Origin of the sequence: Streptomyces sp. NPDC051020, from assembly GCF_040683105.1 — a bacterium.
Lineage (GTDB): Bacteria > Actinomycetota > Actinomycetes > Streptomycetales > Streptomycetaceae > Streptomyces.
This window is the reverse complement of sequence record NZ_JBFBCG010000002.1, coordinates 1-14,427: the sequence shown is the minus strand read 5'-3', so window position 1 is coordinate 14,427 and position 14,427 is coordinate 1. Positions and strand designations below refer to the sequence as shown.

Annotated in this window: 15 protein-coding genes; 11 read left to right on the top strand and 4 right to left on the bottom strand. The window is 69.7% G+C overall.

The window, feature by feature from the left end; all coding sequences use genetic code 11:
* Positions 1-164 precede the first annotated feature (164 nt).
* The 3 genes from argH to AB0N06_RS01180 all read left to right on the top strand — a co-directional run bounded on the left by argH (position 165) and on the right by AB0N06_RS01180 (position 3,974).
* On the top strand, positions 165-1,598 hold the full coding sequence (gene argH / locus AB0N06_RS01190) for an argininosuccinate lyase (protein WP_366132699.1): 1,434 nt from the start codon (positions 165-167) through the stop codon (positions 1,596-1,598).
* A gap of 402 nt (positions 1,599-2,000) precedes the next feature.
* Positions 2,001-2,972, top strand: a complete 972-nt coding sequence (locus tag AB0N06_RS01185; RefSeq protein WP_366132698.1) for an aldo/keto reductase — start codon at positions 2,001-2,003, stop codon at positions 2,970-2,972.
* 102 nt (positions 2,973-3,074) lie between these two features.
* Positions 3,075-3,974: a sigma-70 family RNA polymerase sigma factor gene (locus AB0N06_RS01180; RefSeq protein ID WP_366132697.1), complete on the top strand. Its 900-nt coding sequence runs from the start codon at positions 3,075-3,077 to the stop codon at positions 3,972-3,974.
* A gap of 24 nt (positions 3,975-3,998) precedes the next feature.
* Here AB0N06_RS01180 and AB0N06_RS01175 read toward each other — a convergent pair whose 3' ends face one another.
* Positions 3,999-4,517 (bottom strand): HAD domain-containing protein, encoded by a 519-nt coding sequence (locus AB0N06_RS01175; protein WP_366132903.1) that lies wholly within the window; start codon positions 4,515-4,517, stop codon positions 3,999-4,001.
* An 84-nt stretch (positions 4,518-4,601) separates the two neighbouring features.
* On the opposite strand from AB0N06_RS01175, the gene AB0N06_RS01170 reads away from it, so the two are divergent.
* Together AB0N06_RS01170 and AB0N06_RS01165 are read left to right on the top strand one after the other, a co-directional pair.
* Positions 4,602-5,153 carry a helix-turn-helix domain-containing protein gene (locus AB0N06_RS01170; protein ID WP_358862073.1) on the top strand — a complete coding sequence of 184 codons (552 nt, stop codon included), beginning with the start codon at positions 4,602-4,604 and terminating at the stop codon, positions 5,151-5,153.
* Entirely contained in the window at positions 5,150-6,694 is a 1,545-nt protein-coding gene (locus tag AB0N06_RS01165) for an MFS transporter (protein WP_366132696.1), read from the top strand. The genes AB0N06_RS01170 and AB0N06_RS01165 overlap by 4 nt, the downstream gene beginning before the upstream one ends.
* A 98-nt stretch (positions 6,695-6,792) precedes the next feature.
* Here AB0N06_RS01165 and AB0N06_RS01160 read toward each other — a convergent pair whose 3' ends face one another.
* Positions 6,793-7,464, bottom strand: a complete 672-nt coding sequence (locus AB0N06_RS01160) for a lysophospholipid acyltransferase family protein (protein ID WP_358862075.1) — start codon at positions 7,462-7,464, stop codon at positions 6,793-6,795.
* 229 nt (positions 7,465-7,693) lie between these two features.
* On the opposite strand from AB0N06_RS01160, the gene AB0N06_RS01155 reads away from it, so the two are divergent.
* The 3 genes from AB0N06_RS01155 to AB0N06_RS01145 all read left to right on the top strand — a co-directional run bounded on the left by AB0N06_RS01155 (position 7,694) and on the right by AB0N06_RS01145 (position 10,045).
* Positions 7,694-8,857, top strand: a complete 1,164-nt coding sequence (locus AB0N06_RS01155) for a glycerophosphodiester phosphodiesterase (protein ID WP_366132695.1) — start codon at positions 7,694-7,696, stop codon at positions 8,855-8,857.
* Positions 8,858-8,956: 99 nt separating this feature from the next.
* Positions 8,957-9,484, top strand: a complete 528-nt coding sequence (locus AB0N06_RS01150; RefSeq protein WP_366132694.1) for a sigma-70 family RNA polymerase sigma factor — start codon at positions 8,957-8,959, stop codon at positions 9,482-9,484.
* A 57-nt stretch (positions 9,485-9,541) separates the two neighbouring features.
* On the top strand, positions 9,542-10,045 hold the full coding sequence (locus AB0N06_RS01145) for a GNAT family N-acetyltransferase (protein ID WP_366132902.1): 504 nt from the start codon (positions 9,542-9,544) through the stop codon (positions 10,043-10,045).
* A gap of 169 nt (positions 10,046-10,214) precedes the next feature.
* Here AB0N06_RS01145 and AB0N06_RS01140 read toward each other — a convergent pair whose 3' ends face one another.
* A complete protein-coding gene (locus AB0N06_RS01140) occupies positions 10,215-10,643 on the bottom strand; it encodes a hypothetical protein (RefSeq protein ID WP_358862079.1) in 429 nt (142 codons plus the stop codon).
* A 1-nt stretch (position 10,644) separates the two neighbouring features.
* Positions 10,645-11,004 carry a hypothetical protein gene (locus tag AB0N06_RS01135; protein WP_366132693.1) on the bottom strand — a complete coding sequence of 120 codons (360 nt, stop codon included), beginning with the start codon at positions 11,002-11,004 and terminating at the stop codon, positions 10,645-10,647.
* Between the two features lie 628 nt (positions 11,005-11,632).
* On the opposite strand from AB0N06_RS01135, the gene AB0N06_RS01130 reads away from it, so the two are divergent.
* From AB0N06_RS01130 to AB0N06_RS01120, 3 genes are all read left to right on the top strand, one after another.
* On the top strand, positions 11,633-12,709 hold the full coding sequence (locus tag AB0N06_RS01130) for an ATP-binding cassette domain-containing protein (RefSeq protein WP_366132692.1): 1,077 nt from the start codon (positions 11,633-11,635) through the stop codon (positions 12,707-12,709).
* Entirely contained in the window at positions 12,706-13,377 is a 672-nt protein-coding gene (locus AB0N06_RS01125; protein WP_366132691.1) for a methionine ABC transporter permease, read from the top strand. Before AB0N06_RS01130 ends, AB0N06_RS01125 begins: the two co-directional genes overlap by 4 nt.
* Positions 13,378-13,452: 75 nt before the next feature.
* On the top strand, positions 13,453-14,319 hold the full coding sequence (locus AB0N06_RS01120) for a MetQ/NlpA family ABC transporter substrate-binding protein (protein WP_366132690.1): 867 nt from the start codon (positions 13,453-13,455) through the stop codon (positions 14,317-14,319).
* Positions 14,320-14,427 lie beyond the last annotated feature (108 nt).

Here is a 14,427-nt window from a genome sequence, read left to right as displayed (position 1 = left end):
AGTCCAAGGCGCAGGGCTTCACCGAGATCTTCGGCCTCTCGTCGAAGATCGCCGCGAAGCGTGACCTGGCCTGACGCCGACCCGTTTACGTCACCGCCTCCCCGTTCCTCCACGGCGGGGAGGCGGTCGCACATCCACCCCCTGGCACTTCCGAGGAGCACGCAGTGAGCAACGGCACCGGCAACAGCGACGTACGCCTCTGGGGCGGCCGTTTCGCCGACGGCCCGGCCGAGGCGCTGGCCAAGCTGTCCGCCTCCGTCCACTTCGACTGGCGGCTCGCGCCGTACGACATCGCCGGATCCCGCGCCCACGCGCGTGTCCTCAACAAGGCGGGCCTGCTCACCGCGGACGAACTGGCCCGCATGATCGCCGGTCTCGACCAGCTCGAAGCCGATGTCGCCGACGGCTCCTTCACCGGCACCATCGCCGACGAGGACGTCCACACCGCGCTGGAGCGCGGCCTGCTGGAGCGCCTCGGCAAGGACCTCGGCGGCAAGCTGCGCGCCGGCCGGTCCCGCAACGACCAGGTCGCCACCCTCTTCAGGATGTACCTGCGCGACCACGCCCGGATCATCGGCGGTCTGATCGCCGAGCTCCAGGACGCCCTGGTCGGTCTCGCCGAGGCGCATGCGGACGTCGCCATGCCGGGCCGTACGCATCTGCAGCACGCCCAGCCCGTCCTCTTCGCCCACCACGTCCTGGCCCATGTGCAGTCCCTGTCCCGGGACGCCGAGCGGCTGCGGCAGTGGGACGAGCGCACGGCCGTCTCCCCGTACGGCTCCGGCGCACTCGCCGGTTCGTCCCTGGGGCTCGACCCGGAGGCGGTCGCCGCCGACCTCGGCTTCGAGAACGGTTCCGTCGCCAACTCCATCGACGGCACGGCCTCCCGCGACTTCGTCGCCGAGTTCGCGTTCATCACGGCGATGATCGGCGTCAACCTCTCCCGGATCGCGGAGGAGGTCATCATCTGGAACACGAAGGAGTTCTCCTTCGTCACCCTGCACGACGCCTTCTCCACCGGCTCGTCGATCATGCCGCAGAAGAAGAACCCGGACATCGCCGAGCTGGCCCGCGGCAAGTCCGGTCGGCTCATCGGCAACCTGACGGGCCTGATGGCCACGTTGAAGGCCCTCCCGCTCGCGTACAACCGCGACCTCCAGGAGGACAAGGAACCGGTCTTCGACTCCTGCGACCAGCTCGAGGTCCTGCTGCCCGCCTTCACCGGCATGATGGCCACGCTCACCGTCAACCGCGAGCGGATGGAGGAGCTCGCACCGGCCGGCTTCTCACTCGCTACGGACATCGCCGAGTGGCTGGTCAAGCAGGGCGTGCCGTTCCGTGTCGCGCACGAGGTCGCGGGGGAGTGCGTCAAGGAGTGCGAGCAGCAGGGCATCGAACTCGACGAACTCACCGACGCGCAGTTCGCGAAAATCTCCGAGCACCTCACCCCCGAGGTCCGGACGGTCCTCAACGTGCCGGGCGCGCTGGCCTCCCGCAACGGGCGCGGCGGTACGGCCCCGTCGGCCGTCGCCGCCCAGCTCGCCGAGGTCAAGGCCGACCTTGCCGTCCAGCACGCATGGGCGACCGCGAAGAGCTGACAGCAGCCCGGGCGCAGGTGACGAGGCGGGGAGCGGTCGTGCGCTCCCCGCCTCGTCGCGTCCGTACGGGCGGGCGGCCGAAGACCGACGAGGGGGTCCGGGGTGTGGCCGACCGCGACGTCACCGCCGTGACGGTGAGGACGCCGGCACCCGTACGTGCCGGGCCGATGACCACCGGTCCGCTCCCGCGGGTGCTCATCCGGCTGAAATTCCCGGACGGCATGGAAGCCGACCTGCCGGCCGGACTCGACCAGGTCTGCGCAGGTCCGAGGGGCGAGGCCCTGGCAGGACCGGCCCGCTCCCGGCCGGTGAGGGCCCGATCGGCCGAGTCCCGCGGCTGGACGCGCGTGAATCCGGCTGCGTTACGTTGGCGGGGAGCACCCCATCGACGAGGAGCCCGCGATGCCTTTCGGACGCCTGGCCTCGGCCACGACCCCGACCGCCCATATCGGGCTCGGCCTGGCCGCGGTCGGCAGGCCCGGCTACATCAATCTCCACCGCGACCGGGACCTGCACGAGGACCGGAGCGTCGACGCCCTGCGCGAACGCACCCATGAACTGCTCGACGCCGCCTATGCCCAGGGCGTCCGCTACTTCGACGCCGCCCGCTCCTACGGCCGCTCGGAGGAGTTCCTCGGCGCCTGGCTGGCCGCCCGTCCCGAGGTACGAGATGTGGTCATCGGCAGCAAGTGGGGCTACACCTACACCGCCGACTGGAACATCGACGCCGAGGCGCACGAGGTCAAGGACCACAGCCTCGCCACGTTCGAGCGGCAGCGCGCCGAGACCGACGCGCTGCTCGGCGACCGGCTCGACCTCTACCAGATCCACTCCGTGACCGCCGACAGCCCGGCCCTCACCGACAAGGAACTCCACGCGCGGCTCGCCGAACTCGCGGCCGACGGAGTCAGCGTCGGACTCTCCACCAGTGGCCCCGCCCAGGCGGACGCCATCCGGGCCGCACTCACCGTCAGGGTCGACGGCGCACCCCTCTTCCGTACCGTCCAGGCCACCTTCAACGCCCTGGAGACCTCGGCCGGTCCGGCGCTCGCCGAGGCGCACGAGGCCGGGCTGACCGTGATCGTCAAGGAAGCCATGGCCAACGGGCGCCTCGCCGGAACGGATGCTCCCGCGATCGTCCAGGAGATCGCAGCCGAGGCGGGCCTCGGAAGCGACGCGGTCGCGCTCGCGCTGGTGCTGCACCAGCCGTGGGCCGGCGTCGTGCTCTCCGGCGCGGCGACGGTCACCCAGCTGGCCGGCAACCTGCACGCCCCGCTCGTCGGCCTCGACGAGGAGCGGCGGTCCCAGCTCGACGCGCTGGTCGAGGAGCCCGACGCGTACTGGCGCCACCGCGCCGCGCTGCCCTGGAGCTGATCGGCGGCGCACCAGCCGATTCCTTGATCACCGGCCGTTCTGTCACATCGGCGCCGTTCCACGCGTCAATGGTGTGACGGCACGCGACGGAGGAATGGGTCTGTGGACGAGAACGAGTTTCTGGCGGCACGCTTCGAGGAGAACCGGACCCATCTGAAGGCCGTGGCCTACCGGATGCTCGGCTCGCTGAGCGAGGCGGAGGATGCCGTCCAGGAAGCGTGGATCCGGCTCAGCCGCTCCGACGACCGGCAGATCGACAACCTGGGCGGCTGGCTGACCACGGTCGTCGGCCGGGTCTGCCTGGACATGCTGCGCTCCCGCCGGTCCCGGCGGGAGGAGCCGCTGGAGGCAGGGACACCCGACGGGCACACCCCCGATCCGGTCCTCGGCCCGCAGCCCGGCAGTGACCCCGAGCAGCAGGCGCTGATCGCCGACTCGGTCGGGCTCGCGCTGCTCGTGGTGCTGGAGACCCTGGGCCCCGCCGAGCGGCTGGCGTTCGTGCTGCACGACATGTTCGCGGTGTCGTTCGACGAGATCGGGCGCATTGTGGACCGCACCCCGGCCGCGGCCCGGCAGCTCGCCAGCCGGGCGCGCCGCCGGGTCCAGGGTGTGGACCCGGCGCCCGACCCCGATCTCAGCCGCAGACGCGAGGTCGTCGAGGCGTTTCTGGCCGCCGCCCGGGGCGGCGACTTCGACGCACTCGTCGCCGTGCTCGACCCGGACGTGGTGGCACGGTCCGACAGCGGCGCGGGTGGTGTGGGTGCTCCGTCGCTGGTGTGCGGAGCCGCGTCGGTGGCCCGCCAGGCGATGATGTTCGCGCCGTTCGCCCGGTCCTCGCAGATGGCTCTCGTCGACGGGGCCCTCGCGGTCATCTCGACCCGCGAGGGGCATCGGTTCTCGGTCATGCGGTTCACGATCGAGCGGGGCAGGGTCACCGAGCTGTACGTGATCAATGATCCGGCCCGACTTCCGGAGCTGGATCTGACCGTGCTCAACGACTGAGAAGGGCCGGGGGCGGACCGGGGCTCAGTTCCCGTCCCGGTCCGTTGCCCACTGGGCGAGCGCGTCGAAGTCGGCACGCTCCAGCCCGATCCGAGGATCGATCTGGAGCAGCAGCGACCGGCCCGGCCCTTGTCGGGTGATCCACGCCCGGTCCCGCTCGGTTATCTCGTCGTCGACCCACGCGAACGGCCGCCCGGCCGCGTACGCCACGACGTACTGCGTCTTCCAGAGCGTCCCGTCCGGCGCGCTGCCGTGCATCGCCGGCCAGTCGATGTACGGCAGCGGCGGCAGTCCGAGATGCGGGCCGATCCACTCGTTGGCCTCGTCCTCCCAGGTTGTCGCCCAGACCAGGGTGTAGCGGTCGGTGAGCGCCAGCAGCTCCGCCCCGTGCGCCGGGTTGAGCAGGACGGGCAGTGCCGGCCCCTCGGTCCACCCCGTCGGCCGCATCCGGTGTTTCGTATATCCGGCGGGGGTGTGTCGGCGTGACAGTGCCGCGTACGGATTGAGCGGACCGTCGATGTCGATCAGCAGCAGCGGCTTCATGGCGCCATGGTCCCGCCTCATGGCGGGAGGATCGACGCATTATTCGATGAGACATTCTTGTCTCATGTGGGTTAGTGTTGTCTCATGACTCTTGACCGTGAGCAGGTTCTGCGCAGCGCCGCCGCACTGCTGACCCGTAAATCGACCGCCACCATGGACGAGGTCGCCCGGGCGGCGGGCATCGGGCGCGCCACTCTGCACCGGCACTTCGCCGGACGGGACGCCCTGGTCAGAGCATTGGAGAACCTCGGGATCCAGGAGTTCGAAGCGGCCCTGGACGCTGCCGCGCTCGACGAGGGAACCTCGGAGGAGGCGCTGCGCCGGCTGATCGCGGCCGTTGAACCGAGCGCCGGACTGCTGTCCTTCCTCGTCACGGAGAACCAGCTCTTCGAGGGCGCAGAGGTGAACGACGGCTGGAACCGGACGGACGCACGGGTCTCCGCCTTCTTCCGGCGCGGTCAGGAGCGCGGCGAGTTCAGGATCGACCTGACCCCGGCCTGGCTGACCGAGGCCCTCTACGGGCTCATCTCCACAGGTGCCTGGGCTGTCCAGGCGGGCCGGGTTGCCGGACAGGACTTCCAGTACATGATCGTCGAGTTGCTGCTCGGCGGAGCACGCCGGAGCGTGGAGCAATGACCAGCACCGACCAGCACGCGGAGACCTCGCACGAACTGCGTCGCCCCGGGCGGTGGATCGCGCTGGCCGTCCTCGTCCTCGCCGTGCTGCTGGTGGCCGTCGACGCCACGGTCCTCGGGCTGGCGACACCGTTCCTCACCGAGGATCTCCAGCCGACCGGAACCCAGCTCCTCTGGATCGGCGACGTCTACTCGTTCGTCATCGCCGGACTCCTGGTCTCCATGGGCAGCCTCGGTGACCGCATCGGCCGCAAGAAGCTGCTGCTGAGCGGCGCCACCGCGTTCGGGGCGGTCTCCGTGCTGAACGCGTACGCGAGCAGCCCCGAGATGATGATCCTGGCGCGGGCGCTGCTCGGGGTCGCCGGCGCCACCCTGATGCCGTCCACCCTCGCCCTGATCCGCAACCTCTTCAACGACCCGCGCGAGCGCAGCTTCGCCATCGGTATCTGGGGGGCCATGGCATCGGCGGGCGCGGCCGTGGGCCCCGTCGTCGGAGGATTCCTGCTCCAGCATTTCTGGTGGGGCTCGGTCTTCCTGATCAATCTGCCGGTGATGGTGGTCCTCGTGGTCGTCGGCATCCGTATGATTCCGGAGTCGAAGAACCCGGCGCCCGGCCCCTGGGACCTGGTCAGTGTCGCGCTCTCCCTGATCGGCATGATCGGTGTCGTGTACGCGATCAAGGAGCTGGCCGCGCACGGGGTGAGCTGGGAGGTCGCGGTCTCCGGCATCGGCGGTGCGGGCGCGCTCCACTGGTTCGTCCGCAGGCAGTTGACGCTCCCCGAGCCCCTGCTGGACATGCGGCTCTTCCATCACCGGGGCTTCTCGGGCGCGGTCCTCGCCGACCTGCTCACCATCCTCGGCCTGTCCGGTCTCGTCTTCTTCCTCTCCCAGTTCCTGCAACTGGTCCAAGGACGCGGACCGCTGGAGGCCGGGCTCGCTGAACTGCCCGCGGCCGTCGGCGCGGTTGCCTGCGGTCTGGTCGCGGGCATGGCCGCCCGCCGCTTCTCGGTCCGGTCCGTGGTCTCCGCCGGACTGGCGGCGGTCGGCGTCGCACTCGCCGCCGTCACCTTCGTCCACCAGGAGACCGGCTATCCGCTGATCGGTCTGCTGCTGCTGGTCGTCGGCATCGGCGCGGGCTTCGCCTTCACCGTGACCTCCGACGTGATCCTCTCCAGCGTCCCGAAGGAGCACGCGGGCTCCGCGTCCGCGGTCTCCGAGACGGCGTACGAACTCGGCGCGGCCCTGGGTATCGCCCTGCTCGGATCCATCGTCACCGGCGTCTACCAGGGCTTCGTCACCCCGAACGGCATCCCGGCCGAGCCCGCCGCGGCTGCCCACGAGTCACTGGGTGGCGCGGTCGAAGCGGCCCACGGCCTGCCGCAGGCGCAGGGGAACGCCCTGGTCTCCGCGGCGCAGGACGCGTTCGTCGACGGGCTGCACATTTCCGCGGGCGTCGGCGCTGTGGTCCTGCTGGCGACGGCCGTCGCCTCCTGGTTCCTGCTGCGCGGCCAGGCGCTGGAGGAGGAGATCGAACACCCTTAGGACGTGTTGGGGCCATCCTGCTACGGCCATTCGGGTTGTCCCGACATACGGAAGGGCCCGTGCCGCCGAACGCGGTACGGGCCCTTCCGAACGTCCGATCAGGCGGCCTTCGCCTTCGTCGCATACATGTCGACGTACTCCTGGCCCGACAGCCGCATCACCTCGGCCATCACGGAGTCCGTCACCGCCCGCAGGACATAGCGGTCACGGTCCATGCCCTCGTACCGGGAGAACTCCATCTGCTCGCCGAAGCGGACCGTCACCTTGCCGGGACGGGGCAGACCGGTACCACCGGGCTGCAGCTTGTCCGTGCCGATCATCGCGAACGGCACCACCGGCGCGCCCGTCATCAGCGTCAGCCGGGCGATGCCCGTACGACCGCGGTAGAGACGGCCGTCGGGGGAGCGGGTGCCCTCCGGGTAGATGGCGAACGCCTGGCCCTCCTCCAGCACCCGACGGCCCGTCATCAGTGCCGCGACACCGCCGCGTCCGCCGTCCCGGTCCACCGGGATCATGCCGCAGCCGGTGAAGAACCAGGCCATCAGCCGGCCCTTGAGACCCTTGCCCGTCACGTACTCGTCCTTGCCGATGTAGAACACCGGCCGGTCGCAGCAGATCGGCATGACCATCGAGTCGATGAACGTCAGATGGTTGCCCGCGAGGATCACCGGACCGTCGCCGGGAATGTTCTCCACGCCCTCCACCTGGGGGCGGAACATCAGGCGCAAGATCGGTCCGAGCACTGCCTTGATGAGTGCGTGTCGGGACAACGGTTCCTCCGGTGTAGTGGCCGGCCGAGGCGCGGGATCGTGACGGTCCATGCAGGTGAGGACGATACTCGCGGGTACTCGCTGATCGCACATCGGGTTCATCGAGTCGACACGCAGCGTTGGTGTGTGTTTCCGCCATGTTCGTCCATGAGCTGCCGTCCCGACGGTGTGGCTGCCTACGATCGGGCCTCGCTCGACGATGCCACACATCACATGCGAGGGAGCATTCATGACAGAGCGTGCGCAGGCGAACCCCGGTCGCCGGACCGTCCTGGGAGCGGGAGCGGCCGTACTCGGCGCGGCTGCGCTCGGACTTCCCGGCACGGCGGACGCCGCCGAGCGGTCCAGTGGCCACGGCGGCGACCACGGCAGCCGGCTGGACCTTCCCGTGCCGACCGTCATCGGCCACCGCGGCACGAGCGGCTACCGACCCGAGCACACCCTCGGCTCGTACCAGCTGGCCCTCGACATGGGCGCGCACATCATCGAGCAGGACCTGGTCCCCACCAAGGACGGCCATCTCGTCTGCCGCCACGAGAACGACATCACCGCCACGACCGATGTATCGGCCCACCCCGAGTTCGCCGGCCGCAGGACCACCAAGAAGGTCGACGGGGTCTCCCTGACCGGCTGGTTCACCGAGGACTTCACCCTCGCCGAGCTGAAGACGCTGCGCGCCAAGGAGCGCATACCGGGCAACCGCCAGAAGAACACCCTCTACGACGGCCGCTGGGAGGTCCCCACCTTCGAAGAGGTGCTCCAGTGGGCCGACCGCGAGGGCCGCAGGCGCGGCAAGCAGATCTGGCTGTACGTCGAGACCAAGCACCCCACCTACTTCCGGGGCCTCGGGCTCGGCCTGGAGGAGCCGCTCGCCAAGCTGCTGCGCCGCTACAACCGCCACCGCACGCAGTCCCCGCTGATCCTTCAGTCCTTCGAACCCAGCAGCATCCAGCGGCTGTCGAAGCTCGTCGCCTCCCCGCGCGTCGTCCTGCTCTCCGGCACCGGATCGCGGCCCTGGGACTTCGTCGCGACCGGCGACCCGCGCACGGTCGACGACCTCGTGACCCCCGCGGGGCTGAAGTGGATCGCGTCCTTCGCACAGGGCATCGGCCCCACGCTGGACCTGATCATTCCCAAGGACGCGTCGGGCCGGCTCACCACGCCGACCTCCCTCGTGCAGGACGCGCATGAGGAGGGCCTGATCCTGCACCCGTACACGATGCGCAACGAGAACTCGTTCCTGCCCGCCGACTTCCGTCGCGGCACCGACCCCAACGCGTACGGTGACGCCTTCGGCGCGTTCCGGACGTACTTCGCGACCGGTATCGACGGGATCTTCTCCGACAACCCGGACACCGCCCTGCTCGCCGCCGAGGACTTCACGCAGAACTGACACAGCGCCCCGCGTCAGCACCTGGCCGGCCATGCCCCGGTCGGGTGATGCGCCCCGCGGACGGCAACCGCCCGTCCGCGGTGGCGCGTCGGGTGAGGCATGACGCTTCCCGCGGACGCCGCCGCCACCGCCGTCGTGCGCGCCCTGTACCCCCTCGTCAGCGCCGAGGCGATGGCCGAGGCCGGCTGCGCGGCAGCGGGCGCGGCCGTCGAACCCGCCGATCTCGAACAGACCGTCTGGCTGCGGCTGCTGGAACTGCTCGCGGACCGGACACCGCCGGCCGACCCGGCCCGCTGGGTCCGCGACACCGTACGGGAGGAGGCACGCCGCGCCCGCCGTACCGCGCGGCGTGAACGTCCGTACGCCGATGGGACCGTCCCGGACCCGGCCGACTGCCCCGAGCGGTCCGCCGTCGGTGCCGACGAACGCCGCGCGCTGCACGCCGCGGTGGAGCGACTGCCCGGACGGTGCGCGAGCCTGCTGGCGGCGATGCTCGCCCCGAGCGATTCCACATACAAGGAAATCGCAGGGAAGTTGGGTATGTCACAAGGCAGTTTGGGGCCGATCCGTTCCCGATGCCTTGGATGTCTGCGCAGAATGCTCGCGGCGGAGGTTGCCGTTCCTTGACTGCGGGGATAGGAGCAGGAGCAACCGGTGGACCAGGTGAGCGGGAGGCATGCACACATGGGCATGAGTGTGATCATCTCGGCGGCGACCGCGGAGGACGCCGAACAGATACTGAAGCTTCAGTACCTCTGTTTTCAGAGCGAGGCGGAGCTCTACGGGAATTACCGCATTGACCCGCTGGTCCAGACCCTCGACTCGGTCCGGGACGAAGTGACCGCGAACCTGGTGTTCGTGGCACGGCTCGGTGACGAAGTCGTCGGCTCAGTACGCGGATCCACCGATCCGGACGGCACCGGAGAGATAGGGAAGCTCTGTGTGCACCCCCGGCTCCAGGGGCACGGGCTCGGCGCCCGGCTGCTGAACGCCGCGGAGTCCGCACTCGCCGATCAGCGGTCGGCCACCCGGTTCCGGCTGCACACCGGGCACCGCAGCGAGACCAATCTGCGGCTCTACCGGCGAGCGGGTTACGCCCCTGTGGGCAGCGCCACCGGTCAGGACGGTGTCCGGCTGATCCTTCTGGAGAAGGACGTCGCCGAACAGGCCTACGTCGCCAGCGCCTAGGGCCCTGGCTGGCAATGTTTGCCGCATGAGGAGCGTCGTCCGGCGCGTGCGATCGCAGGGCGGCCGGGCATCCTTGTGGCGGAGCTACCAGGGCTTGTGGTCAACGCGGCGAGCGGGCGTGCCGGGCGGCGCGGCGGGGCAAGGCTTGCCGGGAGGGGCGCCAGGGGTGTTACGCGTTCTTCGCGCGACGCAGCCAGATCATCCCGGTGACCGGCAGGATCACCGGGATGAACAGGTAGTCCCTGCCGAGGTACGACCAGACGGTGGCATCAGCGAAGGCGGACGGCTCGACCAGCGTCCACGTACCGACGATCAGTACGCCCGCGAGCTCGGCGGCGCAGCACACCAGCGCCGTCCGGCGGGCCTTCTCGCCGCCGCGCACCAGCGAGTACGTGATGAAGCCGTACACCAGCGCGGCGACGGCCGACAGCACATAGGCGAGCGGCGCCCTGCCGAAGTCCAGGATCATCTGGACGATCGCGCGGGAGGCGGCGGCCACGGTGAACACCCCGTAGAACCAGACCAGTACGCGGCCCGGTCCGGTGCCCAGCTGGAAGCCGGTCTTCTCGCCGGCGGCGCGGCGATCGGTGTCGGTCACGTCAGCTTCCCCAGATGTCGTAGAGCCGTACTTGCAGGACGGCCAGTACGACCGCGCCCGCGGCCACCGTCACCGAGCCCCACCGGGTCCGCTCGGCCAGCGACAGGAAACCCGCTGCGGGCACGGCCGCGAAGGCGCCGATCAGATAACAGATGAAGATCGTCATGCCCTGCTCCGGCCGGTCGCCCCGGGCCAGCAGCACGATGCCCACCACCAACTGGGCCAGCGCCAGCAGCGACACCACGGCCATTCCGATGAAGTGCCAGTCCTTGGTCGGCTGGTCCCGGTAGGCGGCGAAACCGCACCAGGCGGCGAGGGCGAGCGCGGCCACGGCGACCGCGACCGTCAGGGCGACAAGCATGAGGCGAGGGTATTACGGACCGGACGGCGTCCCGCGTGCGCCCCCGCGCCCGGGCCGGCCGATGCGGATGCGCGTGCAGATCCGCGCCCGGGCGCTGCGTCCGACAGCAGCGATCAAGGCCGTGGCCTTGGCCACAACGCACGACACGTGCGGGCTGCTCGACGATGGGTTCCCCCTGCCCAGTCGCCCGTATCGTCGCAGGTCACGGACGGTGTCATCGGGAGCGCGGCCGTCCGGTGGAGCGGTCCATGGACTGACCGGAAGTGTCCGCTATTCGGACACGCGGGCTCGGTGGAACCTGACGTCTGTTTTACTTGCGCCATGACCACGACGAGCAGCCGCATCCTTGCGACCGAGGCGATCACCACGCCCGGTGCTCGTTGTATGTGTCGAATGCGCGCCTTCTGAGGGCCCCCGCCTGAGCCTCGCGCCCCGAAGCGAGACCGAGCCCCTGCCGTCCGCACCCAGCGGAACGAGCCTGCCCCCGCATGCGCTGCCCCGGTCCCCCGCCGCCCGCAGCCCTGCCGAGACCCACGGGCCCGAACATCCGAGTCCGAACAGTCTCATCAGACGAACGCCCCGTGCCCGGCGGACACCGCGCCGTGCACTCGACAGTGACGGAAACCCTGTGATCACCACTACGGGCCTCACGAAGGTCTACCGGTCGCGCGACCGTGAGGTCGCCGCTCTGGACGGCGTCGACCTGCACGTCCGCGAGGGCGAGGTGTACGGCGTCATCGGACAGAGCGGCGCCGGCAAATCCTCCCTGATCCGCTGCATCAACCTGCTGGAACGCCCCACCGCCGGCACCGTGACCGTGGCCGGCCAGGACCTCACCGCCCTCGCGGGCCGGGGCCGCCGGGCCGGCAAGGGGCTGCGCGAGGCGCGCAGCCGCATCGGCATGGTCTTCCAGCACTTCAACCTGCTGGCCTCGCGCAACGTCCAGGACAACATCGAGCTGCCGCTCGAGATCCTCGGCGTCCAGGGCCGGGAGCGCACCCGCAAGGCCCTCGAACTCCTCGACCTGGTCGGTCTCGCCGACAAGGCGAAGGCGTACCCCGGCCAGCTCTCCGGCGGTCAGAAGCAGCGCGTCGGCATCGCCCGCGCCCTCGCCGGGGATCCCAAGGTGCTGCTTTCCGACGAGGCGACCTCCGCCCTCGACCCCGAGACGACCCGCTCCATCCTGCAGCTGCTGCGCGACCTCAACCAGCAGCTCGGCCTGACCGTCCTGCTGATCACGCACGAGATGGACGTCGTCAAGACGGTCTGCGACTCGGCCGCGCTCATGCGGAAGGGACGCATCGTCGAGTCCGGCACCGTCGGCGAACTGCTCGCCACCCCCGGCTCCGAACTGGCCCACGAGTTGTTCCCGGTCGGGGGTACGGCCTCCGGCCCCGACCGCACGGTCGTCGACGTCACCTTCCACGGCGAGGCGGCGTCCCAGCCGGTGATCTCCCAGCTCGCCCGCACGTACAACATCGACATCTCGATCCTGGGCGCCGCGATGGACACCGTCGGCGGCAACCAGATCGGCCGGATGCGGATCGAGCTGCCCGGCCGTTTCGAGGAGAACGTCGTACCCATCGGCTTCCTGCGCGAGCAGGGCCTGCAGGCCGAGGTCGTGGACACGCCCGCCGCCGACATCCCCGTACAGACTCCCGCCCCGCTCGCCCAGACCCCGCTCGCCAAGGAGGTGGCCAAGTGACCTGGTCCGAAATGCAGCCGCTGCTGTCCCAGGGAACCGTCGACACTCTTTACATGGTGCTGTGGTCCGCGCTCGTCACCGTCCTCGTCGGACTGCCCCTCGGCGTGCTGCTGGTCCTCACCGACAAGGGCGGACTGCTCCAGAACGCCGTGGTGAACAAGGTCATCGGCGTGATCGTGAACATCGGCCGCTCGCTGCCGTTCATCATCCTGCTGATCGCCCTGATCCCCTTCACCACCTGGGTCGTCGGCACCTTCATCGGCCCGACCGCGATGATCGTGCCGCTCGCCGTCGGCGCCATCCCGTTCTTCGCCCGGCTCGTCGAGACATCGATCCGCGAGGTCGACCACGGGCTCGTCGAGGCCGTCCAGTCGATGGGGGGATCCATCCCGACGATCGTCCGCAAGGTCCTGCTGCCGCAGGCCCTGCCGTCGCTCGTCTCCGGGATCACCACCACCGTCATCGTGCTCATCGGGTACTCCGCGATGGCCGGCGCGGTCGGTGGCGAAGGGCTCGGCTCCAAGGCCGTCACCTACGGATTCCAGCGATTCGACAACCGGTTCATGCTCATCACCGTCGCGCTGCTCATCGTCATCGTGACCGCGGTCCAGCTGATCGGCGACATCGCCGTACGCCTGCTGGCCCGCCGGGGCCACACCGCCTCCTGAGACTTTCTCTCCGCTCACAAGCCCGAACTCCTTGTCCGGGCGCACCACCCTCACCACCAGAAAGAGGCACTTTTCGTGCGTAAGAACATCAAGATCACCGCAGCTGCCGCCGCCACCGCCGCCCTCGCCTTCGGCCTCACCGCCTGCGGCACGTCGTCCGACCCGGCCTCCAAGAGCGAGACCGGCGCGAAGGCCGACACCTCCAAGGCGCTCGTCGTCGCCGCGTCCCCGACGCCGCACGCCGACATCCTGAACTTCGTCAAGAAGAACCTGGCGGCCAAGGCGGGCCTCAAGCTCGAGGTCAAGGAGTTCACGGACTACGTCCTGCCGAACACCGCCACCGAGAACGGCCAGGTCGACGCCAACTTCTTCCAGCACCAGCCGTACCTCGACGACTTCAACAAGAAGAACAACACCCACATCGTCGCGGTCGCCGATGTGCACCTGGAGCCGCTCGGCCTCTACTCCAACAAGGTCAAGGACCTCAAGGACATCAAGGCCGGTCAGACCATCGCCGTACCGAACGACACCACCAACGAGGGCCGCGCTCTTCAGCTCCTCGCCGCGAACGGCCTGATCACCGTCAAGGACGGCGTCGGTACGAACGCCAAGATCAGCGACATCACGGACAAGAAGGGCCTGGAGTTCAAGGAGCTGGAGGCCGCAACCGTCCCCCGCGCCCTGAACGATGTCGACGCCGCCGTCATCAACGGCAACTACGCCATCGAGGCCAAGCTCAAGCCCTCCAAGGACGCCCTTGCGCTGGAGAAGGCGGACGGCAACCCGTACGCCAACATCCTCGCCGTGAAGGAGGGCAACGAGAAGGACGTCCGCGTCCAGAAGCTCGTGAAGCTCCTCCACTCCGACGAGGTCAAGAAGTTCATCGAGGACACCTACCAGGGCTCGGTCATCCCCGCCTTCGGTGCCCTCGGCAACTCCTGACATCCGTACCGCATCCGCGTGGCCGAGCCCCGCGCACCCCGCCGGGGTGCGCGCGGGGCCCCCCTGGGGGCCCGCGCAAACGGAAAGAGCCAAACCAGCTGGAATGTA